General features: G+C 59.4%; 19 protein-coding genes and 1 pseudogene. 9 read left to right on the top strand and 11 right to left on the bottom strand.

Annotation, left to right across the window (positions count from 1 at the left end; translation table 11 throughout):
• Positions 1 to 42: 42 nt before the first annotated feature.
• Positions 43 to 1,494, bottom strand: coding sequence for a pyruvate kinase (pyk, locus tag HX812_RS26545; protein ID WP_038845943.1), 1,452 nt, complete (start codon positions 1,492 to 1,494; stop codon positions 43 to 45).
• 173 nt (positions 1,495 to 1,667) lie between these two features.
• On the opposite strand from pyk, the gene HX812_RS26540 reads away from it, so the two are divergent.
• Together HX812_RS26540 and HX812_RS26535 are read left to right on the top strand one after the other, a co-directional pair.
• Positions 1,668 to 2,042: a hypothetical protein gene (locus HX812_RS26540; protein WP_025854787.1), complete on the top strand. Its 375-nt coding sequence runs from the start codon at positions 1,668 to 1,670 to the stop codon at positions 2,040 to 2,042.
• Between the two features lie 225 nt (positions 2,043 to 2,267).
• Positions 2,268 to 2,627, top strand: a complete 360-nt coding sequence (locus HX812_RS26535; protein WP_016975477.1) for a PilZ domain-containing protein — start codon at positions 2,268 to 2,270, stop codon at positions 2,625 to 2,627.
• Between the two features lie 24 nt (positions 2,628 to 2,651).
• On the opposite strand, the gene HX812_RS26530 is transcribed toward HX812_RS26535, so the two are convergent.
• From HX812_RS26530 to HX812_RS26505, 6 genes are read right to left on the bottom strand one after another with little or no spacing between them, the layout of a single operon-like run.
• Entirely contained in the window at positions 2,652 to 3,983 is a 1,332-nt protein-coding gene (locus HX812_RS26530) for a DUF58 domain-containing protein (RefSeq protein WP_038845945.1), read from the bottom strand.
• 7 nt (positions 3,984 to 3,990) lie between these two features.
• The gene (locus tag HX812_RS26525) at positions 3,991 to 4,986 is read right to left on the bottom strand and encodes a MoxR family ATPase (protein ID WP_038845947.1); all 996 of its coding nucleotides are present in this window, start codon (positions 4,984 to 4,986) and stop codon (positions 3,991 to 3,993) included.
• A complete protein-coding gene (locus tag HX812_RS26520) occupies positions 4,983 to 6,152 on the bottom strand; it encodes a DUF4350 domain-containing protein (protein ID WP_038845949.1) in 1,170 nt (389 codons plus the stop codon). The genes HX812_RS26525 and HX812_RS26520 overlap by 4 nt, the downstream gene beginning before the upstream one ends.
• Positions 6,149 to 7,678 (bottom strand): DUF4129 domain-containing protein, encoded by a 1,530-nt coding sequence (locus tag HX812_RS26515; RefSeq protein WP_038845950.1) that lies wholly within the window; start codon positions 7,676 to 7,678, stop codon positions 6,149 to 6,151. Before HX812_RS26515 ends, HX812_RS26520 begins: the two co-directional genes overlap by 4 nt.
• Entirely contained in the window at positions 7,665 to 8,645 is a 981-nt protein-coding gene (locus HX812_RS26510) for a stage II sporulation protein M (RefSeq protein WP_038845952.1), read from the bottom strand. The genes HX812_RS26515 and HX812_RS26510 overlap by 14 nt, the downstream gene beginning before the upstream one ends.
• Entirely contained in the window at positions 8,642 to 9,334 is a 693-nt protein-coding gene (locus HX812_RS26505) for an RDD family protein (RefSeq protein ID WP_038845954.1), read from the bottom strand. The genes HX812_RS26510 and HX812_RS26505 overlap by 4 nt, the downstream gene beginning before the upstream one ends.
• 167 nt (positions 9,335 to 9,501) lie before the next feature.
• On the opposite strand from HX812_RS26505, the gene sbcB reads away from it, so the two are divergent.
• On the top strand, positions 9,502 to 10,929 hold the full coding sequence (sbcB, locus tag HX812_RS26500; RefSeq protein WP_038845956.1) for an exodeoxyribonuclease I: 1,428 nt from the start codon (positions 9,502 to 9,504) through the stop codon (positions 10,927 to 10,929).
• Between the two features lie 89 nt (positions 10,930 to 11,018).
• Here the strand turns inward: sbcB and mvaT are convergent, their stop codons facing one another.
• Positions 11,019 to 11,393: a histone-like nucleoid-structuring protein MvaT gene (gene mvaT / locus HX812_RS26495; RefSeq protein WP_016970296.1), complete on the bottom strand. Its 375-nt coding sequence runs from the start codon at positions 11,391 to 11,393 to the stop codon at positions 11,019 to 11,021.
• A 350-nt stretch (positions 11,394 to 11,743) separates the two neighbouring features.
• On the opposite strand from mvaT, the gene purU reads away from it, so the two are divergent.
• Positions 11,744 to 12,592 (top strand): formyltetrahydrofolate deformylase, encoded by an 849-nt coding sequence (gene purU / locus HX812_RS26490; protein ID WP_010208067.1) that lies wholly within the window; start codon positions 11,744 to 11,746, stop codon positions 12,590 to 12,592.
• 86 nt (positions 12,593 to 12,678) lie between these two features.
• Positions 12,679 to 12,849, top strand: a complete 171-nt coding sequence (locus HX812_RS26485; RefSeq protein ID WP_016975469.1) for a hypothetical protein — start codon at positions 12,679 to 12,681, stop codon at positions 12,847 to 12,849.
• On the opposite strand, the gene HX812_RS32490 is transcribed toward HX812_RS26485, so the two are convergent.
• Entirely contained in the window at positions 12,850 to 13,614 is a 765-nt protein-coding gene (locus HX812_RS32490; protein ID WP_371318416.1) for a methyl-accepting chemotaxis protein, read from the bottom strand.
• A gap of 93 nt (positions 13,615 to 13,707) precedes the next feature.
• Positions 13,708 to 14,739 (bottom strand): annotated as a pseudogene (locus tag HX812_RS32485) (cache domain-containing protein); the annotation flags it as partial.
• Positions 14,740 to 14,943: 204 nt separating this feature from the next.
• Here HX812_RS32485 and HX812_RS26475 point away from each other — a divergent pair.
• A complete protein-coding gene (locus HX812_RS26475; RefSeq protein WP_038845986.1) occupies positions 14,944 to 16,422 on the top strand; it encodes a helicase HerA-like domain-containing protein in 1,479 nt (492 codons plus the stop codon).
• A 4-nt stretch (positions 16,423 to 16,426) separates the two neighbouring features.
• Here the strand turns inward: HX812_RS26475 and HX812_RS26470 are convergent, their stop codons facing one another.
• Positions 16,427 to 16,882: a DUF721 domain-containing protein gene (locus HX812_RS26470; protein WP_033898507.1), complete on the bottom strand. Its 456-nt coding sequence runs from the start codon at positions 16,880 to 16,882 to the stop codon at positions 16,427 to 16,429.
• A 305-nt stretch (positions 16,883 to 17,187) separates the two neighbouring features.
• Between HX812_RS26470 and secA the strand changes: the two genes are divergently transcribed.
• From secA to HX812_RS26455, 3 genes are all read left to right on the top strand, one after another.
• Positions 17,188 to 19,923 (top strand): preprotein translocase subunit SecA, encoded by a 2,736-nt coding sequence (gene secA / locus HX812_RS26465; protein ID WP_038845958.1) that lies wholly within the window; start codon positions 17,188 to 17,190, stop codon positions 19,921 to 19,923.
• Positions 19,924 to 20,047: 124 nt separating this feature from the next.
• Positions 20,048 to 21,265, top strand: a complete 1,218-nt coding sequence (gene argJ, locus HX812_RS26460) for a bifunctional glutamate N-acetyltransferase/amino-acid acetyltransferase ArgJ (protein ID WP_038845959.1) — start codon at positions 20,048 to 20,050, stop codon at positions 21,263 to 21,265.
• Between the two features lie 13 nt (positions 21,266 to 21,278).
• Positions 21,279 to 22,171, top strand: an 893-nt coding sequence (locus HX812_RS26455) for a Nudix family hydrolase (protein ID WP_178949135.1), incomplete at its 3' end; no start/stop codon positions are given.

The following is a 22,171-nucleotide window of genomic DNA, read 5'->3' as shown; positions in this document are numbered from 1 at the left end:
CCGCCATTCACAGGGCGGGGCTTTTGTTTTTCAGCGTGTTACTCAGTACTGCGGGTCGCCCACGTGCAGGATCTTCATGCCATTGGTGCCACCAGTGGTGTGGTAGCTGTCGCCCTTGGTCAGGATGACCCAGTCGCCTTTCTCTACGACGCCACGTTTGACCAGCTCGTCGATCGCCTTCTGGCTGACTTCGTTCGGTGCCAGCGAGGCCGGGTCGAACGGAATGGTGTACACGCCACGGAACATCGCAGCGCGAGCCTGGGCTTCGCGGTGCGGGGTGAACGCGTAGATCGGCACCGAGGAACGGATGCGCGACATGATCAACGGCGTGTAGCCACTTTCGGTCAGCGCGATGATCGCCTTCACGCCCGGGAAGTGGTTCGCGGTGTACATGGCCGCCAGCGCGATGCTCTGGTCGCAGCTTTCGAACTCTTTGCCGATACGATGGCTGGAGGTCTTGCTGGTCGGGTGCTTTTCAGCGCCGAGGCAGATACGCGCCATGGCTTGCACAGCTTCCAGCGGGTACGGGCCAGCGGCGCTTTCGGCCGAGAGCATCACGGCGTCGGTGTAGTCGAGCACGGCGTTGGCCACGTCGGACACTTCAGCGCGGGTCGGCATCGGGTTCTGGATCATCGACTCCATCATCTGGGTCGCCACGATCACCGCTTTGTTGTGACGGCGTGCGTGCAGGATGATCTTCTTTTGGATACCGATCAGCTCGGCGTCACCGATTTCCACGCCCAGGTCGCCACGGGCAACCATCACCGCGTCGGAAGCCTTGATCAGGCCGTCGAGGGTTTCGTCATCGGCCACGGCTTCGGCACGTTCGATCTTCGCCACCAGCCAGGCAGTACCACCGGCTTCGTCGCGCAGTTTACGGGCGTATTCCATGTCGGCGGCGTCGCGTGGGAAGGACACGGCGAGGTAGTCCACTTCCATTTCGGCGGCAAGCTTGATGTCGGCCTTGTCTTTTTCGGTCAGGGCCGGTGCGGTCAAGCCACCGCCACGACGGTTGATGCCTTTGTGGTCGGACAGCGGACCACCGATCAGCACGACGCAGTGCAGTTCAGTCGGGGTCGCGGTTTCGACGCGCATGACCACACGGCCGTCGTCCAGCAACAGCTCGTCGCCGACGCCGCAGTCCTTGACCAGGTCCGGGTAGTCGATACCCACGACTTGCTGGTTGCCTTCGGTCAGCGGGTGGCTGGTGGAGAAGGTGAATTGATCACCGATCTTCAGCTCGATCCGCTTGTTGGCGAATTTGGCGATACGGATTTTCGGGCCTTGCAGGTCACCCAGCAGTGCGACGAAGCGGCCGTGCTTGGCGGCCAGGTCACGCACCAGCTTGGCGCGAGCCTTGTGCTCGTCCGGGGTGCCGTGGGAGAAGTTCAGACGGGCAACGTCCAAACCAGCCAGAATCAGCTGTTCGAGGACTTCCGGCGAGTTGCTGGCCGGGCCAAGGGTGGCGACGATTTTGGTACGACGGACGGACATGCACAGACTCCTGAGTTCAAGCGCTGAGGAAGGCTACTATGCTCTTTCGTTGTAGTCATTGTTCGTTTGCACTACTTATCGACGATTGACTTGTTTTCGTTGCGGCTGAATACGAACATCCTTGAAGATTTTCGACGGGGGGTCGATACACTGCACAAGACAGGAGAACCCTCATGCGAATTTTGCTCATTGCTGCCCTGGCCGTCAGTGTTGTCGGCTGCACCCGCTGGTCGATGGACCATCATCTGAACAATGCCTACCGCGCCTACAAGGTCGGTGACTGCGAGCGCGTTACCCTGGAATTGTCCCAGGTCGACCGTGAAAGTCGCACCCGACGTTATGTACAGCCGGAAGTCTCGATGTTGCGCGGCCAGTGCCTGGAACGGCAGAAACTGTTCGTCGACGCAGTACAGACTTATCAATTCATCATCAATCAATACCCGTCGAGTGAGTACGCCTACCGTGCCCGCGCAAGGCTCGACACCCTGCAACAACTGGGGCATTACCCCGGCGCAAGCGTCGCGCAACCGCGTCCAGCGTCCTTGTGATGATATTCGTCATTCAATAACTGGCCCGTCGCCAGTCTTGGGCTATTCTTTGAATGTTCGTTTGTATAAGTTCCTATGCAAACGGATGTGGGTCCCTGACTGGGTGGCTGTCTAGCGACAGGCAATTGCCTGTTGTCGCACCGAGATCCAGGGAGAGCAGGCGATGTTGCCTGTTCCGAATCACTGGCACGGCCGCAGTCATGGCCACTGGATGGCGATCTCACCATGTTTACCGACCGAAGGATCGAGCGGCATCAGCTTCCTTATTTCCTGCAAGTGTTTAATCGTCTCACCGACAAGCCCATCGGCTTTTTGGGCAATGTCTCGGAAGACGGGCTGATGTTAATCAGCCAATTGCCCATGATGGTCGACGTGGACTTCGAGCTGCGCTTGAAGATTCCAGGCGCTGACGACACTTTCCACCCCATCGATCTCACAGTGACCTGTTTGTGGAGCCATGAGGACATCAACCCGCAACACTACGACTCCGGGTTCAGGGTGCTCCAGGCACCTGAGGAATATGGGCAGTTGATCAATGTCTTGTTGAATTACTTCAGCTTTGATCCTTTGCAGGCTTCGGCTTAGTCAAGGAGCTTCGGCGGGCCCTTTTCAGAGCACGCCGGCTTTCTTCCACCCCAGGTAACGCGTGACCAGGGCCGGTCCCAGTTCAGACGGTAAGGTGTCCAGTAGGGACAGGCCTTGGGCGCGGAGTCGGTCATGCAGTTCGTTGCGGGTATTGAGGTAGTCGATGGTGCCGCTGTAGGCCAAGGCTTCGGGCAAGGTTTGCACGGGGGCTTGGCGCAGTTGATCAAGGGCTTCCTCACGTAAACTGGCCACCAGCACCCTGTGGTGCCGACTGATGCGATTGACTGCGGTCAGCAGTGTTTCATCGTCTTCATCCCGCAAGTTGGTCACCACTATCACCAGCGCGCGTCTTTTCTGCCGAGCCAGCAGTTGGCTTGCCGCAGCCTGATAATCAGCAGTTCGCCGGGTGGTATCAAGGTCGTATACCGCGTTGAGCAACAGGTTCAACTGGCTACTGCCTTTGACTGGCGCCAAGTAGCGTGGCTGGTCACCGGCGAAGGTGCACAGCCCAACCGCATCCCCCTGGCGCAACGCGACATAGCTGAGCAGCAGGCAGGCATTCAGGGCATGGTCAAAGTGGGACAGTTCGTCATCCTGGCTACGCATGCGGCGGCCGCAATCAAGCATGAACACGATCTGTTGGTCACGCTCATCCTGGTATTCACGGGCGATGGGTGTGCGTTGCCGGGCGGTAGCCTTCCAGTCGATCTGCCGCAGGCTGTCCCCTTCGCGAAACTCACGCAACTGGTGAAACTCCAGTCCCAAGCCACGGCGCTGACGTTGGCGTACACCCAGTTGGCTCAGCCAGTTATCTACGCCCTGCAGTTGGGCACCGTACAGACGGGCGAAATCCGGGTAGACGCGGGTGGTATCGCCCACTTCGATCAGTCGTCGTGCCGACCACAGGCCCATGGGGCTGGGCAGGAGAATTTCACAGCGGTTGAAACTGAAATGACCACGCCTCAAGGGGCGAAGGCGATAACCCAGTTCACTGCGTTCACCGGGGCGCAGGTCTATGGATTGGGGCATGTGCTCCACCGACAGCCCATCAGGGACATGATCGAACACCTGCACGCTCAGTGTCTGCGGGAAGTCATGCTCGAGAACCAGGCGAATTTCCCCCCAGCGGCCCAGAGCCAGGCTTCCGGGAATTTGCCGCTGCACACGGGGCGAAGGGCGGCTACGCAGGCGCATCGCATCCAGCAGCGCGAGCAGTAACAGCGCCAGTAGCAGACCCCACGCGATGGAGTGCAAGGTGTCGGGCACCTTGAACTGCAACGCTGCCGCAATCCCCAGCAGGATGCCCAAGCCCAGCAATACGCCAAGCCAGTTCAACAGCAGACGGGTCGGTTTCATGGGCGAGTCATTGCCGAGGTGCCGGGATCTGATCGAGCAGTTGCTTGATCACCTGGTCGACCTCCAGCCCGTCGATATCCAGCTCTGGCGCGATGCGTACCCGATGGCGCAGCACTGCCAGCGCGCAACCCTTGATATCGTCCGGGGTGACGAACTCACCACCGCGCAACAGGGCACGGGCACGTGCGCCACGTACCAGGTCGATGGACGCCCGCGGGCCGGCACCAATGGCCAGCCCTGGCCAGCTACGGGTGGCGCGTGCCAGCCGCACGGCATAGTCGAGCACTTGTTCGTCGAGTGCCAGTTCACTGGCTATCTGCTGAAGCAGCAGCACATCTTCGGCCAGCAGTACCGTACGCAAGGGTTGTACATCCAGCATGTCGGCGCGAGACGAGCGGGTGACTTCACGTACCATGTCCAATTCCTGCTGCGCGTCGGGGTAGTCCATGCGCACCTTGAGCATGAAGCGATCCAGCTCCGCTTCCGGCAGAGGGTAGGTGCCTTCCTGTTCAATAGGGTTCTGGGTCGCCAGTACCATGAACGGCTGACCGATGGGCAATGCCTCGCCTTCGAGGGTGACTTGCCGTTCCTGCATCGCCTCCAGCAACGCGGCCTGGGTCTTGGCCGGGGCACGGTTGATTTCATCGGCCAGCAACAAATGGGTGAACACCGGGCCTTTGCGCAACTTGAACTGTTCAGTATGCAGGTCATACACGGCGTGGCCGGTGACATCGCTGGGCATCAGGTCCGGGGTGAATTGAATACGCGCGAAATCCCCCTCAAAGCAACGTGCCAGGGCACGCACCAGCAGGGTTTTCCCCAGCCCCGGCACGCCTTCGAGCAGCACATGGCCGCCGGCGATCAGCGCGGTCAGGACATCGTCGATCACCGGGTCTTGGCCAATCACCGCTTTGCGCAATTCAGTACGCAGGGCTTGGGCTTGCCTGCTGGCACGTTGCAATGTCTCGCTGGTCAGGGCAGTGGCGCTTGGAAGTTCGCTCATAGGGCATTCCTGAGGGTTTGCAGGCACGCCACCTGCCGGCTGAAATCGGCACTGGAAAGCCGTTTCTGCGGGAGTGGGTCAAGGGCCTGGCTGATGACATGAAGGGGTTGTCGCGTCAGGTGTTCAAGCACCCGGCACTGTGCTGCACTGTCGAGGTGTTCAAAACCGGGGTGACGGTGCCGGGCCGCGCGCAGGATGTCGCGTTGCAAGGCTTGCAGCAGCGTGCCCTGGCCGCTGCGGCGCAGCAGGAAGTCGGCGCTGGCTTTAAGGTGTTCCTGCAATTGGCGGCGAGCATTGGAGGTTGGCGATCGAGTCGGGCCTTGACGCATACCGGCCCGCCACAGTGTCAGGGCGATCAACGAAATAAGTGCGATCAGGGCCTGGGGAAAATACCGCATCAGTAACGTGAACAGGTCGTCGAAGTCACTGTTGAACAACAGGGTCACGGCCGTGCCCTGATTCAGGTACCACAGTAGCCAGGCATTGTCGTGCTTGCCGAGGTTCGGGGTTTTCCACAAGTCACTGTCGGTGATCACTGTGACGCTGCCTTCCCCGAGGTCGAGTTGCATCAGGTGGCTCGATCTTGAGCTGTTGGCGGAAAATTGGGCCTGGTGCCTAGGGTCGGTGAGATTGAAATCCGTGTCGAAACTGAAGTACGCCGAGGCCGTTTCATTGTCGACGTAGAGTTTGGTGAGGTCCTGGCTTTTGTTTTTAAGGGGCTTTTTGCTGGAAGGCGCAGGTTCCTCAGGTTCGTCACTCAAGGTTTGATGGATATGCACGCGATCGAGCAGCAGGTCGCCACTTTTGCCGGTCTCCTCATCCCACAACGCCTCGGCCACCAGCAACAGATGACCACCGGATTTGGCCCAGCTCAGCAGTTGCTCTACCTGGCGGGGTGACATGTTGCTGCGCTCGCCGAGCAGCAACAGGCTGTTGCCCTTGCCCGGTAGGGTAGCCAGCCGCTCCAGGCTATTGGCGTGCTCAACGGTCACGCCTTGTTGGCGTAGAAAGTGTTCGGCTGCCAAGTAGGGGTTGGCCAAGGCTTCTGGAGAAGGGCCACGATCCACCACCTCGTCGTAGGGAATTGCCTTGGTCCACACGTAGAAGGCACCGGCTCCAAACACGCATGCCAACAATAGCCCGACCCACAGTAACGGCCGGTTCATTGATTGCTCCCCGGGTTGAACAGGGTGCGCCAATCACTGCACAGTTTTTGCTGGGCTGAGGGGGGAGGCAGGTGATGACCGTAGGCAAGGTTCTGCCAGTGTTGGGTCAACTCATCGCTGAAAGCCAGCAGCTGCGGTTGTCGCAACCGTTGAACCCGCTCCAGGACCTGGCCTTCGGTATCAGCGCTTTTCAGCGGCACATTGAAATCATGCAACAGCCGGCTGAGCAGGCCTCGATACAGTAAGCCAAGGGCTTCCCTGGGATGGGTGGCCCACAAATGCTCGGCGGCACTGGCCACATCGTCGGGCAACGTCTGCGTGTCCAGTTCAAGGCCGAACAGTTGCGTGGGAACGGGGCCGCCAACCTTGATCGTGCGAGGCCCGCGCCGACTGACAAAAGTGCGCAACCACTCACGATAACGCCACGCCAGCAGGAACAGGGCGCCGATCAGAAGCCCCCACAACAGCACCTCCAAGCCCAGGGCGATCGACTTGAAAGTATTGCTGTTGAAGTTATCCAACAGCGCCTTCAGCCAGTCTGGAAGCTTGCCGTCGCTGTGAGCTTTGCTTTTAACCGACGGCTTTTCTTCGCCAAAGCGATAGCGCGTGACGGTTTCCGGGTTCTTGAAGGGAGGCTTGTCCAGTAGGGACTGGACAGATTGGCTTGCGCTCTGGGTGCTCAGTGGTTTTGAGGGGCTGGACGCTTCTGCCATGACGGGCGCGCTGAATGGCAGCAGCGTCAGCCCAATCATCAGCAATAGCAGCGGCGCCACATTGCTCAGGCGTTGACGGAGGCGACGGAAGACCAACTCCAGGTCCCAGGCCTCCAATACGGTGCGGCGGTTGAGGTAGAGGCTGAAACCGCAGGCTACATAGATGGGTTCCCAAAACACCAGGATCAAGGCGTAGAAGGCGTTGCCCAAATGTTCCAGCCATAACCCTTCCGAGCTTGTCGCCAGTACCAGGCGCTGCCAATCCCAATCCATCTCGACGTTTTGGGGAATGAACAGGTAGAAGAGCGCCATGCAACCGAACCACAAGCCGATCTCCAGGTGCACCCCAATGGTGGTCAACCAGCGTGCGGCCCCGGCATTACGTTGCTGCAGTACACCCAGTCGTTTTTGGCGTGCGGGCCCATCCAGGCCTTCGAGCTGGCTGACCGGCATCACAAAGCTGCGGCTCAGACTGAACCGGCGCCAGGTCAGGCTGGCCAACAGTTGACCCTTGAGCAGGCGCGGCCAATGACGAACGGCCTGCTTGATGCTGGGTGTTTCGCCAAACAGGGCCTTGGACAAGATATACAGGGGGAGGCGATCAAAGGCCGGCTTGAGCCACCAGAACAGGAACATTGCGGTGGACGGGTACTTCCACAGCAGTGCCGTGAGCACGGCGAACACTGGCAGCGTCACCAATGCCCAACTGCCCATCAACAGCAGGCGATGCTCACGGGCCATCAATACGCCAAGGTCCATCGCCTCCCAGGCAGTACGTGGGCGGATTACCACGCTGGCATCACTCAGGCGCATGGCGAGTCCTTCCGGCAAGGCTCAAGTAAGCGACTACCAGCAGCCACAGCGCCGCGCCAACCAGATATTTGACCCACGGAGCTATAAGGGTGGTGGATGACCAGTACGCCTCAATGAAGGCTGCGATCAGCAGGAAGAGCATGACGCCGCATAACATTTGCACGCTCTTGCGCGCCGCCAGCCGCAGTGATTCGCCGCGGCTCAACTGCCCGGGAGCGATCAGCGCCCAGCCCAGTTGCATACCCGCGGCACCGGCGAGGGCGATAGCCGTCAGCTCGAAGGCACCATGCCCGATCACGAATGACCAGAAGGTCTGCCCGTAGCCGATCTCGGTCAGATGCCCGGAGACCGCACCGATGACCAGTCCGTTGAAAATCAGGAAGAACACGCTGCCCAGCCCGAACAGTAATCCGGCAGCAAAAGTCTGGAACGCGATACCGATGTTGTGCATCACGTAGTAGCCGAACATCATCCAGTCTTCGCTTGAGGCACGCTCAGCGGTGCGGCCCAGCCGGCTGGCATCAGGGTCATACATGCCCTGCATCTCGGCAACCTGCTGGGGACTGACGATGCTGTAGATCAGGTCGGGAAACAGGTAGACCAGCAACGCGATACCCACCAGGCTGCCAAAGAACAGCAGGCTGGCTACCAGCACGAAACGCCACTGTTCCCGTACCAACCGAGGAAAATCGGCAAGTACGAAACTCAGTACATTTGCCGTCAATTGGCTGCGATGGCGGTAGAGTTGTTGATGGCCGCGCAAGACCAGTTGTTGCAAGGGGTCTACCAAATAGCTGCTGTAGCCACGTTCCTGGGCCAGGGCCAGGTGCTGGCACAGGCGTCGGTACTGATGGGGGAAATCGGCCATGTCACTGGTTTTAACCTTGCCTTGTTCCAACTGTTGCAGGTGTTGGGCAAACGCCTGCCATTGAGGCTGGTGACGGCTTTCGAAAAGACTCTGCTTCATGTTGGCCCCAACAGGCCACGGGCCACGCCGTTGAGTTGTTCCACGGCGCGGGCCGGGGATACCTGCAACGGGGTGGCGAGAATCGACGCCAACTCGTGAACGCGTTCCGTGGAAAGCTCACCCTGGCGTTCCGCGAAGCCAAGGATGGCCCGTTGTTCACTCAGCTCCAGGGCGAAGGGCAGGCGTAGGGCGGCAGCTTGAGGAATCTTGGGACGTACCAGCGGTTGTTCCCGGTAGATCACCAGTGTACCGGCGGCCAGGTCGCCCAGGCGCTTGAAATGAGGATGCTGCAGGCAACTGATCGCGCCGAGGAAGTAACCGAAGGGCAGCATGTCGACAAACCGCAGCAGATTACGGATCAGTGACGCGGACCAGCCGACCGGGGTGCCGTCATCGTGGACTACCCGCAAACCCATGACTTGCTTGCCGGGCGAACAACCCTGGTTGAGCACCTCGAACAGCACCATGTACCACCAACTGATCAGGAACAGCAGCAGCGAGCCCAGGCCGATGCCAACATTGCCAAGTAAGGCCAATGGCACCAGCAGAACGCCCATCACCACCCCGCGCAAACCCAGGTCAAACGCAAAGGCCAGCGCGCGTGGCATTAGGCCAGCGGGGCGCAGCGGCAGGTCGATGCCCTCCGGGGTTTCGATCTGGTAGCGGGTGTCCAATGGAGCTGACGGCATCGCGATCCTTGGCAGTGCAGAGTGGCTGGAAGACACGGATGCTAGCAGTGTCGGCGATGGAAGCAACCATTCAAGGTTTTGCTGGATGTTTGTACAGTTGATTTGGTGCTGGTCGCGGACGCCGTCCAGCGCCTAGACTTTGTCGATCTTCAGTACAGGAATAGCCCGTGACCTCCATTTTCTGGTACGACTATGAAACCACCGGCATCAATCCGCGCAGTGATCGCCCGCTCCAGGTAGCGGGCATTCGAACGGACCACGAGCTCAATGAGATCGGCGAGCCGGTCAATCTTTATTGCCAGCCCAGCGACGATATCCTGCCCCATCCCGTCGCCTGCGCTATTACCGGGATCACTCCCGCAATCCTCGCGGAAAAAGGCTTGGCCGAGGCCGACTTCATGACTCGGGTGCATGCCGAGCTGGCGGCTCCGGGTACGTGTGGCGCTGGCTACAACACCTTGCGCTTTGACGATGAGATGACGCGCTACAGCCTGTACCGCAACTTTTTCGACCCTTACGCACGCGAGTGGCAGGGCGGTAACAGTCGTTGGGATCTCATCGACGTGATCCGCACCGCCTACGCCCTGCGCCCGGAGGGTATTGAATGGCCGCAACAGGATGGGCGCGTCACGCTCAAGCTGGAGCGCCTGACCGAAGCCAACGGTATCGACCATGGCCAGGCGCACGATGCTCTGTCCGACGTGCGAGCCACTATTGCCCTGGCCCGATTGGTTCGTGAGAAACAGCCCAAGCTGTATAAGTGGCTATTTCAACTGCGCAGCAAGCAGGCGGTGATGGACCAGGTGCGATTGCTGCAACCCATGGTGCACATCTCCGGGCGTTTTTCCGCCGAGCGTCATTACCTGGGCGTCGTATTGCCATTGGCGTGGCACCCACGCAATCGCAATGCACTGATCGTCTGCGACCTTGGGCTCGATCCTCAAGGGTTGTTGGACCTGGATGCCGAAACCTTGCGTCAGCGTCTCTATACCCGTCGTGACGATCTTGCCGAGGGCGAGTTGCCGGTGCCGCTCAAGTTGGTGCACATCAATCGCTGCCCTGTGGTTGCTCCCTTGAATGTGCTTCGGGCAGAAGATCGTGAGCGTCTGCACTTGGACATGGATCTTTATCAGGCGCGCGCCCTGCGGCTAACTGACGCACAGGAACTTTTGCGCGATAAGTTGGCGGCCATTTATGCCGAGGAAGATTTCGCGCCGAGTTCAGACCCGGAGCAACAGCTTTACGATGGCTTTATCGGAGATCGTGATCGGCGCTTATGTGAACAAGTCCGGATGGCCGAGCCTGCGCAATTAGCTCGCCAGCAATGGCCTTTTGATGATCATCGTTTACCTGAATTACTGTTTCGCTACCGAGCGCGTAACTTCCCCGATACCTTGAACAGTGAGGAGCAACAACGCTGGCAGCTTTTCTGTCAGCAACGTTTGTCGGACCCAGAGTGGGGCGCGCCAAATACCCTTGCAGCATTTAAGCAGGCTAAACAGGAATTTGCCGTTAGTGCGACGCCTTTTCAGGCGCAGGTGCTTGAGCAGTGGCAGGAGTATGCCGATGCGCTGGCCCATAAGGTGAATCTGTAGTCGGCTCTCATACAATACACAGGCAATAAAAAACGCCAGCAAGCTGGCGTTTTTAATGTATCGCGTATCAGGCGCAGGCCTGGCGAGCCTTAGCCCAGCAGGGTAGCCCAGCCTTCAACCACGTCACCGCCCCACTTGGCTTTCCACTCTTTCAGGGTTTTGTGGTTGCCACCTTTGGTTTCAATCACTTCGCCGTTGTGTGGGTTTTTGTACTGTTTGACTTTGCGAGCACGCTTGGTGCCGGTAGTTTTCACAGCGCCACGCGGAGCTTTAACTTTCGATTCTGGATCCAGCAGCGCGATGATGTCACGCAGGGATTTGGAGTACTCACCCATCAGGGCGCGCAGTTTGCCTTCGAATTCCAGCTCGGTTTGCAGTTTGTCGTCTTGGGACAGGTTCTTCAAACGGGCTTGCAGCTCTTTGATAGCTTCTTCGGTGGCACGGTATTCGTTGATCAGAGACATGTGGACTACCTTATGTAGAGCGCTGATTGACAGGGATAGTGGCCCAATAATAGTCAGGCAGTTTGCCCAAGTAAACATTTAAGCTCGCATTTATGTGAATTACTTTGAATGTTTGTAGCATTGCTATGCATTCGAGTTAATTACTAGGGCGTATGCCTTAAGATAATCTCGTTGAAATACGGGGAATAGCCGTAGGTTGAGGGAGTAGATTCATATAAAGGTGGTAAAACCATAGGCTATTAAGGGGCAAGCCGTCGGCCAGCGATCAGAATAAGCGTCAACGAATACTGCAGTTTTCCTGCGTAATCGCTAGAATGGCGGCCTTTGCGAAGTTCTGGAGTTTCCCCCTAATGCGCACTTTTCGGCTGGTGATTGCTTGCCCGGACCGGGTTGGCATCGTTGCCAAGGTCAGTAACTTTCTGGCCTCCCACAACGGTTGGATCACCGAGGCGAGTCATCACTCGGACAATCTCAGCGGTTGGTTCTTCATGCGTCACGAGATTCGTGCCGATTCGCTGCCTTTTGGTCTTGATGCCTTCCGCGACGCGTTTGCGCCCATCGCCGAAGAGTTTTCGATGACCTGGCATATCACCGACACCGAGCAGAAAAAACGCGTGGTGTTGATGGCCAGCCGTGAATCCCATTGCCTGGCCGACTTGCTGCATCGCTGGCACAGCGATGAGCTGGACTGCGAGATCGCGTGCGTGATTTCCAACCATGATGACCTGCGCAGCATGGTCGAGTGGCATGGCATCCCGTATTACCACGTGCCGGTCAACCCGCAGGACAAGGAGCCGGCGTTCGCCGAGGTCTCGCGTCTGGTCAAGCAGCACGAAGCCGACGTGGTGGTGCTGGCGCGCTACATGCAGATCCTGCCACCGGAACTCTGCCGCGAATACGCTGGCAAGGTGATCAACATTCACCACAGCTTCCTGCCGTCGTTCGTCGGCGCCAAGCCCTACCACCAGGCGTCCCTGCGGGGTGTGAAGTTGATCGGTGCTACTTGCCACTACGTCACCGAAGAACTGGACGCCGGTCCGATCATCGAGCAGGACGTGGTGCGTGTCAGCCACAGCGATAGCATTGAGGACATGGTGCGTTTCGGCCGTGACGTCGAGAAGATGGTGCTGGCCCGTGGCCTGCGTTACCACTTGGAAGACCGCGTGCTGGTGCATGGCAACAAGACGGTCGTGTTCTGATCGAGCTGTTGTGATTGAAGAATGAAGGGCCTAGGCGTTAAATCGATCCAGGCCCTTTTTCTTTGTACGCTGCCGAGGATTGAATCATGAGTGATCCGCTGGACAAAGCCACTTCAAAAGCCCCCGCCACATTAGGGGAGGGCTGTTTGAGTCGATACGACCCGGATGACCTCAGCAGCGAGGACGGCACCGAGTTTCCCGGTGCCGCCGAACTGTGGGAGCAGGAGCGGGCCAAGTCCGAGACTAAGGACGCCTGATCAGATCCGGAAACTGCCAACCAATTGTTTCAACCGTGCAGCCTGTTGTTCCAGATCGGCACAAGCACGCAACGTGGATTGCAGGTTTTCCACACCTTCCTGGTTGAGGGTGTTGATCTCGGTAATGTCCATGTTGATCGACTCCACCACCGAGGTCTGTTCTTCAGTGGCGGTGGCGACTGACTGGTTCATGCCATCAATTTCGCAGATGCGCTGGGTCACGCTGTTCAGGCGTTCGCCGGCCAGGTTGGCGATATCGACGCTTTCAAGACTGTGGCGCTGACTTTCACCCATGGTGCTGACCGAGTCCCGCGCGCCGACTTGCAGTTCCTCAATCATCTTCTGCACCTGTTGCGCCGATTCCTGAGTGCGATGCGCCAGGTTGCGCACTTCATCCGCGACCACCGCAAACCCACGCCCGGCTTCCCCGGCACGCGCCGCTTCGATGGCGGCGTTCAATGCCAGCAGGTTGGTTTGCTGGGAAATACTGGTGATCACTTCGAGAATCTGGCCGATGTTCACCGTCTTGCTATTGAGCGCTTCGATGTTGCTGCTGGAGGCGCTGATCATCGACGACAACTGGTTCATCGCCTTGATGTTGCGTTCCACCACCTGCTGGCCATCCTCAGCCAGATGCCGTGCATCGCTGGCCTGATGGGAGGCCTGCGCCGCGTTGCGCGCGATTTCCTGGGCCGCAGCGCCCAGTTCATTGATGGCGGCGGCGACGCTGTTGGTGCGGTTGGCCTGCTCATCGGAATTGACCATCGACGAGTTTGAGGCGCTGACCACCCGCAGTGCCACTTCATTCACCTGTTCGGTGGCCGAAGACACTTCGCGGATCGACGTATGAATGCGCTCCACGAAGCGGTTGAAGGCGTTACCCAGCGTGCCGAATTCATCGTGGTTCTGAATGGTCAGGCGGCGGGTCAGGTCGCCCTCGCCATCGGCGATGTCTTGCATGGCGCGGGTCATCACATGCAGCGGTTGCAACAGGATTCGGATCAGCATGCCGAGCAGGGCGATGATAATCACCACTGCAATAAGCGTGGCGATGACCGCTGAGGTGCGGAATTCGCTGAGCATGGCGAAGGACTTGTCTTTATCGACTGAAATGCCGAGGTACCAGTTTACCGAGGGCAGGCCCTTGATCGGAGTGAAGGTCACGATGTTGTCTTTGCCGTTGGCCTCGACTTCGCTGAAGTCTGCGCTGATCTTCGGCGTATTTTTCGGATACACGTCGGCCAGGGTCTTCATCACCAGGTTTTTGTCCGGGTGTACCAGTACCTTGCCGTCGGCACTGACCAGGAACGCATAGCCCATGCCGCCGAAATTAAGCGCGCCGATGTTATCCACCAGGGTTTGCAGGCTCAGGTCACCGCCGACCACGCCGATGCTTTGGGTGCCTTGAGTGCTGGGGGTGGCAACGGAAATGATCAGCTTGCCGGTGGCCGCATCGATATAGGGCTCGGTCAGGGTTGAACCGTTGCTGCTCTGGGCCCCCTTGTACCAGGGGCGGACACGCGGGTCGAAACCGTCCGGCATCTTGGTGTCGGGGCGGATGGTGAAGGCACCTTTGCTGTCACCGACGTAGGTCGCCATGAAGGAGGACGTCAGGGTTTTCTGTTCCAGCAGGCTGGCAACCGCGGACGGCTCGGGGTTGATGGCGATGTTTTGCGCGGCGTTTTCCACCAGGGCAATGCGCCCGGTAAGCCAGGTTTGAATGTTGCTCGCGGTAACATCGCCCATTTCATGCAGGTAGTTGTTGAGATCGTCGCGTATCGCGTTGCGTTGCAGGTAGTCGTTGTAAAGGGTGAACAGTGCGAATGCGGCGATGACGATAAGGGAGGCTGCAAGCAGGATTTTGTGGCTGAAGCGCAGATTTTTATTCATGGCTTGTAGGGTCCGCTAAGGTCTTAATATCCGAAGCGCGTCCTTATGGGAGGCGCAAAATGGCAGCGTCAAAAAAGGTGTGATACTTCTTGTGATGGTTCCGGTGGTCCCTGTGGGAACTATCTGACCTATTTTTAGACTTTGTGGGTCTCACACTTCTCTGTATCGACCTGGCCGCACTAAAGATTAACCATGGGTGACGAAATGCCTGACTCCACGCAACTGCTAATTGGCGCCGGCCTCGACGGCCAGCCCATCGCCCAGGCCATGCGCCTGGCCAACCGTCACGGGTTGATCGCCGGTGCCACTGGCACGGGCAAGACCGTCACGCTGCAACGCCTGGCCGAAGCCTTCAGTGATGCAGGCGTGGCGGTGTTTGCGGCGGATATCAAGGGTGACTTGTGCGGCCTGGGCGCTGCGGCGAACCCGCAGGGCAAGGTAGCCGAGCGCATCGCCGGCATGCCGTTCCTCAATTACACGGCCAAGGCTTATCCGGTCACGCTGTGGGATATCCACGGGCAATCCGGTCATCCGTTGCGCACTACGATCAGCGAAATGGGCCCATTGCTGCTCGGTAGCCTGCTGGAACTCACCGACAGCCAGCAATCGGCGCTTTACGCGGCGTTCAAGGTCGCAGACCGCGAAGGCCTGCTACTGCTGGATTTGAAGGACCTCAAGGCATTGCTCAATCATCTGCGCTATCACCCGGAGTTGCTGGGCGAAGACGCGGCGCTGATGACCACCGGTTCCAGCCAGGCGTTGTTGCGGCGTCTGGCGGTGCTGGAACAGCAGGGCGCCGAAGCCTTGTTCGGCGAGCCGGCCCTGCAGCTGGAAGATATCCTGCAGCCCACGGGTGACGGGCGTGGTCGCATCCATCTGCTGGACGCGAGCCGTCTGGTTCACGAAGCGCCGAAGGTGTACGCGACCTTCCTGCTGTGGCTGCTGGCGGAGCTGTTCGAGCAACTGCCCGAGCGCGGTGATGCCGACAAGCCGTTGCTCGCACTGTTTTTCGATGAGGCGCATCTGCTGTTCGCCGACACGCCAAAGGCGTTGCAGGAGCGACTGGAGCAAGTGGTGCGGCTGATCCGTTCAAAAGGCGTTGGCGTGTATTTTGTCACCCAGTCGCCAGGCGACCTGCCGGACAGCGTGCTGGCGCAACTCGGCCTGCGCATCCAGCATGGCCTGCGGGCGTTCACCACTAAGGAACAGAAGTCCTTGCGCGCCGTAGCCGACGGTTTTCGGCCGAACCCGGCCTTTGATGCCCTTTCGGTATTGACCGAGCTGGGCACGGGTGAGGCGCTGGTGGGGACGTTGCAGGAAAAGGGTACGCCGGAAGTCGTCCAGCGTGTCCTGGTCGCTCCGCCGCAATCGCGGATCGGGCCGCTCAGCGAAGCCGAACGCGCTGCATTGGTGGCCAGTTCACCGTTGCAGGGTCGGTATGACAAGCCGATTGATCGGGAGTCCGCGTATGAAGTGCTGATGGCACGCAAAGAGCTTGGGCCAACCGAAGAGGCCAAACCGGCCGCCGAGGAGCCTAGCTTCACCGACAGGGCCGGGGCGTTTCTCGGCACAACCGCAGGCAAGGCGCTGAAGTCCGCAATGCAGCAAGCGGCCAATCAGATGGGGCGACAATTGGTCCGTGGTTTGTTGGGGTCGTTGTTGGGCGGCAGCAAACGCAAGTAGCGATTCAGGGCTTGGCTTTGGCGTGGGCCGCCAGCCGTTCAAGCGCCGCGCGCAAGCCTGGGTTGCTGATCCCGTCGGCCGTTGCCTGAATGGCTTCGGCCGCATGGGTCGACAAATCATGAATATGTTCCGCCACGCCAGGTTGGGTGGTGGGCGGTTGCACCTTGAACTGGATGCGTGTCAAACCGGCGAATTCATCAAAAGCCATCAATTGACGCTGCAGGCGTTTTTGCTGATAACGCAAACGTGTCGCCCAGTGGCCATCTGTGACAATAAGCAGCAGGTTGCCTTCACGCCAGGACGCCACGCGGCAGTGTTCGCGTGCGGCCGGTTGCAACTGGGTTTCGAGCAGTCGTTGCAGGCGGCCCAGGCGTTGCGCATGGCCAAAGATGGCTTTCAGCGGCTTGGCATCGCGAAGCAACACGGCGGGAGCGCGGGCTGATAAGGGGCGAAACGCCATTATTTGACACCTTAAGTAACAGAGCCACCATCTTAGCAGAACGCGCCTGAACGCCCCCAGCCAATGCATTCGTAGGGTTTTGTTCATGAAATCAATTGGTAACTTCTTCGCTCCATGGGTTGAAGTTCCGACAAAAGCCCTTATTTTAAACAAGCCCTCTCACAGCACCATGCCAGCATCGGGGAACAACGCCACTTTCCTCACCCACGAATCCGGGTAGAATGCGCGTTCGCATGCGGCCGTGAGGGCTGCTCGGGCCACTCACGGTGCGCCCTCCATCCCTATGTGTGGAAGAACCTGCCGATATGTTTGCGCCTTTGTTAAAGAAACTTTTTGGAAGCAAGAATGAGCGCGAAGTCAAACGCATGCTCAAGACGGTGCAGCTGGTCAATGCCTTCGAAGAGCAGATGGTTGCCCTTTCGGACGAGCAATTGCGCGCCAAGACCCAAGAGTTCAAGGCCCGCATAGCCAAAGGTGAAACCCTCGACAAGCTGCTGCCCGAAGCCTTTGCGGTCGCCCGTGAAGCCGGTAAGCGTGTCATGGGCATGCGCCACTTCGATGTCCAGTTGATCGGCGGCATGACCTTGCATGAAGGTATGATTGCCGAAATGCGTACCGGTGAAGGCAAGACCCTGGTGGCAACCCTGGGCGTTTACCTCAACGCACTGTCCGGCAAGGGCGTGCACGTTGTGACGGTGAACGACTACCTGGCCCGCCGGGACGCCAACTGGATGCGCCCGCTGTATGAATTCCTCGGCCTGACCGTCGGCGTGGTTACGCCGTTCCAGCCGCCGGAAGAGAAGCGCGCTGCCTACGCTTGCGACATTACCTACGGCACCAACAACGAATTCGGTTTCGACTACCTGCGCGACAACATGGCGTTCAGCATGGATGAAAAATTCCAGCGAGAACTCAACTTTGCCGTGATCGACGAAGTCGACTCCATCCTCATCGACGAAGCCCGTACCCCGCTGATCATCTCCGGCCAGGCCGAAGACAGCTCGCGCCTGTACACCGAAATCAACAAGTTGATTCCGCGCCTGGAGCAGCACATTGAGGAAGTGGAAGGCGTGGTGACCAAAGAAGGTCACTTCAGCATCGACGAGAAGACCCGCCAGGTCGAACTCAACGAAGCCGGTCACCAGTTCGTCGAAGAAATGCTGACCCAGATCGGCGAGCTGGCCGAAGGTGAAAGCCTGTACTCGGCACACAACCTGGGCCTGTTGACCCACGTGTATGCCGGCCTGCGTGCCCACAAGCTGTTCCATCGCAACGTCGAATACATCGTGCAGGACGGCCAGGTCGTGCTGGTTGACGAACATACCGGCCGCACCATGCCGGGTCGTCGTCTGTCCGAAGGCCTGCACCAGGCCATCGAAGCCAAGGAACACCTCAACATCCAGGCTGAAAGCCAGACGTTGGCGTCCACCACCTTCCAGAACTACTTCCGTCTGTACAACAAACTGTCCGGCATGACCGGTACGGCCGACACCGAAGCGTTCGAATTCCACCAGATCTACAGCCTGGCGGTGATGGTCATTCCGCCGAACAAGCCGTTGGCGCGTAAAGACTTCAACGACCTGGTGTTCCTGACGGCCGAAGAGAAATACGCGGCCATCATCAACGACATCAAGGACGGCATGGCCCAGGGTCGCCCGATCCTGGTGGGTACCGCCACCATCGAGACTTCCGAGCACGTATCGAACCTGCTCAACAAGGAAGGCATCGAGCACAAGGTCCTCAACGCCAAGTTCCACGAAAAAGAAGCCGAGATCATTGCCCAGGCCGGTCGCCCAGGCGCACTGACCATCGCCACCAACATGGCCGGTCGTGGTACCGACATCCTGTTGGGCGGTAACTGGGAAGTGGAAGTCGCGGCACTGGAAAATCCGAGCCCTGAGCAGATCGCCCAGATCAAGGCTGACTGGCAGAAACGGCACCAGGCCGTGCTGGAATCCGGTGGCCTGCAGGTGATCGCTTCCGAGCGTCACGAATCGCGCCGTATCGACAACCAACTGCGTGGTCGTGCCGGTCGCCAGGGTGACGCCGGTTCCAGCCGCTTCTACCTGTCCCTGGAAGACAGCCTGATGCGCATCTTCGCTTCGGACCGCGTGAAGAACTTCATGAAGGCCTTAGGGATGCAGTCCGGCGAAGCGATCGAGCACCGCATGGTGACCAACGCCATCGAGAAGGCCCAGCGCAAGGTTGAAGGCCGTAACTTCGACATTCGTAAGCAACTGCTTGAGTTCGATGACGTCAACAACGAACAGCGTAAAGTGATCTATCACATGCGTAACACGTTGCTGGCCGCCGACAACATTGGCGAGACCATCGCTGATTTCCGTCAGGACGTGCTCAACGCTACCGTCAGCGCACACATCCCGCCACAGTCCCTGCCAGAGCAGTGGGATGTTGCCGGTCTGGAAGCCGCGTTGAAGAGCGACTTCGGTGTGGACTTGCCCGTTCAGCAGTGGCTGGACGAAGACGATCACCTGTACGAAGAAACGCTGCGCGAGAAGCTGATGACCGAGCTGCTGGCTGCGTACAACGAGAAAGAAGAGCAGGCGAGTGCCGAAGCACTGCGCACCTTCGAGAAGCAAATCGTACTGCGCGTGCTGGACGACCTGTGGAAAGACCACCTGTCGACAATGGACCACCTGCGTCACGGCATCCACCTGCGTGGCTACGCCCAGAAGAACCCGAAGCAGGAGTACAAGCGCGAGTCGTTCACGCTGTTCTCCGAACTGCTGGATTCGATCAAGCGCGATTCAATCCGCGTGCTGTCCCACGTTCAGGTGCGTCGCGAAGACCCGATCGAGGAAGAAGCCCGCCTGCGTCAGGAAGCCGAGGCTCTGGCTGCGCGCATGCAGTTCCAGCATGACGAAGCACCGGGCCTGGAAGCGCCTGAGGTATTGGGCGAAGAGGTCGACGTGGCCCTGGCTCAAACCCCGGTTCGCAATGACCAGAAGCTGGGCCGCAACGAGCTGTGCTACTGCGGTTCGGGCAAGAAGTTCAAACACTGCCACGGCCAGATCGAATAAGATTTTTGCCTGACGCTGCAACACCCCGCGCCGCGACCGGCCTCTGCCGTCGCGGCGTTTTGCCATTAATTTCGCCGTCGCTTACGACGGCACAGACATCATCTGATTTTTAAGGAGCGCATTCATGGCTGTTGGTCTTGGTCCTTTGCCCACATTGCACCCGGTTGCCGGTTTTGAACTCGGTATCGCTTCGGCCGGCATCAAGCGCCCTGGGCGCAAGGATGTGGTGGTGATGCGCTGTGCCGAAGGTTCGACCGTCGCCGGTGTGTTCACCCTCAACGCGTTCTGCGCCGCACCGGTGATCCTGGCCAAGCAGCGCGTTTCTGGCACGATCCGTTACCTGCTGACCAACACCGGCAATGCCAACGCTGGCACGGGTGAGCCTGGCCTGGTCGCCGCCGCGCGCACCTGCGCCAAGCTGGCCCAGTTGACCGGCGTGGACGCCAGCCAAGTGCTGCCGTACTCCACCGGCGTGATCGGTGAGCCATTGCCGGTAGAAAAAATCGAAGGTGCCCTGCAAGCTGCGCTGGACGACCTGTCTGTGGATAACTGGGCCGCAGCCGCGACCGGCATCATGACCACTGACACCCTGCCAAAAGGCGCGAGCCGCCAGTTCGTGCACGATGGCGTGACCGTGACCGTGACCGGTATCAGCAAGGGCGCGGGCATGATCCGTCCGAACATGGCCACCATGCTCGGCTACATCGCCACCGACGCCAAAGTTTCCCGCGACGTGCTGCACAGCCTGATCCTCGACGGCGCCAACAAGTCCTTTAACCGCATCACCATCGATGGCGACACCTCGACCAACGACTGCTGCATGCTGATCGCCACCGGCCAGGCCAACCTGCCGGAAATCACCGAGGCCAGCGGCCCGTTGTTCGCGGCATTGAAGCAAGCCGTATTTGACGTGTGCATGGAAGTGGCCCAGGCCATCGTGCGTGACGGCGAGGGCGCCACCAAGTTCGTGACCGTTGAAGTCAACGGCGGCGGCAATCACCAGGAATGCCTGGACGTGGGCTACACCGTGGCGCATTCGCCGCTGATCAAGACGGCCTTGTTCGCCTCCGATCCCAACTGGGGCCGTATCCTGGCGGCAGTGGGTCGTGCCGGTGTGCCGGACCTGGATGTGAGCAAGATCGACGTGTTCCTCGGCGACGTGTGCATCGCCAGCCGTGGCGCCCGCGCGGAGACCTACACCGAAGCCCAGGGCTCGGCGGTGATGCAGCAGGAAGAAATCACCATCCGTATCGAGTTGGGTCGCGGCGCGTGCAGCGAAACCATCTGGACCACCGACCTGTCCCACGAATACGTGAAGATCAACGCGGAATACCGTACCTAAGAGGAAACGCGCGGTGAAACGAGTGCATGTAGCAGCCGCGGTGATCCGCGGTGTCGACGGCAGGATCCTGTTGGCGCGCCGCGCCGATACCCAGCATCAGGGCGGCCTCTGGGAATTTCCCGGCGGCAAGGTGGAGGCCGATGAATCGGTCGCCAGCGCGCTGTCCCGCGAATTGCAGGAAGAGCTGGGTATCCAGGTCACCACCGCGCGGCCGCTGATCAAGGTTCAGCACGACTATCCGGACAAACAGGTGTTGCTGGATGTCTGGGAAGTGTCGGCGTTTACCGGCGAGCCTCATGGTGTTGAAGGGCAACCGTTGGAATGGGTCGCTCCTCGGGACCTGATCAACTACGAGTTCCCGGCAGCCAATGCGCCGATTGTGGCGGCGGCGCGTTTGCCGGCTGAATACCTGATCACCCCAGGCGAACTGGAAACCCCGACGTTACTGCGGGGTATTCAGAAAGCCATTGCTGGCGGTATCAAGCTGGTGCAACTGCGTGCGCCCAACGGCTACGACCCTAAATACCGTGACCTCGCGGTGGATGCGGTGGGGCTGTGCGCGGGTAAGGCACAACTGATGCTCAAGGGGCCGTTTGAATGGCTGGGGGATTTTCCTTCGGCCGGCTGGCACATGACCTCGGCGCAACTGCGTAAATACGCGAGCAAAGGTCGACCGCTTCCTAAAGATCGTTGGTTGGCGGCGTCTTGCCACAATGCCGAGGAGCTGGCGCTGGCGGAAATGATGGACGTGGATTTCGTCACACTGTCGCCGGTGCAGCCGACCCAGACTCACCCCGATGCACAGCCATTGGGATGGGAGCAGGCGGCAGAGTTGATCCGTGGGTTCAGCAAGCCGGTGTTTCTGTTGGGCGGGGTGGGGCCTGCCGAGCGAGAGCAGGCTTGGGA

Source organism: Pseudomonas sp. IPO3749, from assembly GCF_013386605.1.
Lineage (GTDB): Bacteria > Pseudomonadota > Gammaproteobacteria > Pseudomonadales > Pseudomonadaceae > Aquipseudomonas > Aquipseudomonas azotoformans_A.
Note: the sequence above shows the minus strand (reverse complement) of the source record. Positions and strands in the feature narration are given on the sequence as shown.

Bases quoted from the DNA above. Each gene is read 5' to 3' on its own strand.
- pyk (WP_038845943.1), bottom strand. From the start codon at position 1,494: ATGTCCGTCCGTCGTACCAAAATCGTCGCCACCCTTGGCCCGGCCAGC.
- HX812_RS26540 (WP_025854787.1), top strand. From the start codon at position 1,668: ATGCGAATTTTGCTCATTGCTGCCCTGGCCGTCAGTGTTGTCGGCTGC.
- HX812_RS26535 (WP_016975477.1), top strand. From the start codon at position 2,268: ATGTTTACCGACCGAAGGATCGAGCGGCATCAGCTTCCTTATTTCCTG.
- HX812_RS26530 (WP_038845945.1), bottom strand. From the start codon at position 3,983: ATGAAACCGACCCGTCTGCTGTTGAACTGGCTTGGCGTATTGCTGGGC.
- HX812_RS26525 (WP_038845947.1), bottom strand. From the start codon at position 4,986: ATGAGCGAACTTCCAAGCGCCACTGCCCTGACCAGCGAGACATTGCAA.
- HX812_RS26520 (WP_038845949.1), bottom strand. From the start codon at position 6,152: ATGAACCGGCCGTTACTGTGGGTCGGGCTATTGTTGGCATGCGTGTTT.
- HX812_RS26515 (WP_038845950.1), bottom strand. From the start codon at position 7,678: ATGCGCCTGAGTGATGCCAGCGTGGTAATCCGCCCACGTACTGCCTGG.
- HX812_RS26510 (WP_038845952.1), bottom strand. From the start codon at position 8,645: ATGAAGCAGAGTCTTTTCGAAAGCCGTCACCAGCCTCAATGGCAGGCG.
- HX812_RS26505 (WP_038845954.1), bottom strand. From the start codon at position 9,334: ATGCCGTCAGCTCCATTGGACACCCGCTACCAGATCGAAACCCCGGAG.
- mvaT (WP_016970296.1), bottom strand. From the start codon at position 11,393: ATGTCTCTGATCAACGAATACCGTGCCACCGAAGAAGCTATCAAAGAG.
- purU (WP_010208067.1), top strand. From the start codon at position 11,744: ATGCGCACTTTTCGGCTGGTGATTGCTTGCCCGGACCGGGTTGGCATC.
- HX812_RS26485 (WP_016975469.1), top strand. From the start codon at position 12,679: ATGAGTGATCCGCTGGACAAAGCCACTTCAAAAGCCCCCGCCACATTA.
- HX812_RS32490 (WP_371318416.1), bottom strand. From the start codon at position 13,614: ATGGTCAATTCCGATGAGCAGGCCAACCGCACCAACAGCGTCGCCGCC.
- HX812_RS26475 (WP_038845986.1), top strand. From the start codon at position 14,944: ATGCCTGACTCCACGCAACTGCTAATTGGCGCCGGCCTCGACGGCCAG.
- HX812_RS26470 (WP_033898507.1), bottom strand. From the start codon at position 16,882: ATGGCGTTTCGCCCCTTATCAGCCCGCGCTCCCGCCGTGTTGCTTCGC.
- secA (WP_038845958.1), top strand. From the start codon at position 17,188: ATGTTTGCGCCTTTGTTAAAGAAACTTTTTGGAAGCAAGAATGAGCGC.
- argJ (WP_038845959.1), top strand. From the start codon at position 20,048: ATGGCTGTTGGTCTTGGTCCTTTGCCCACATTGCACCCGGTTGCCGGT.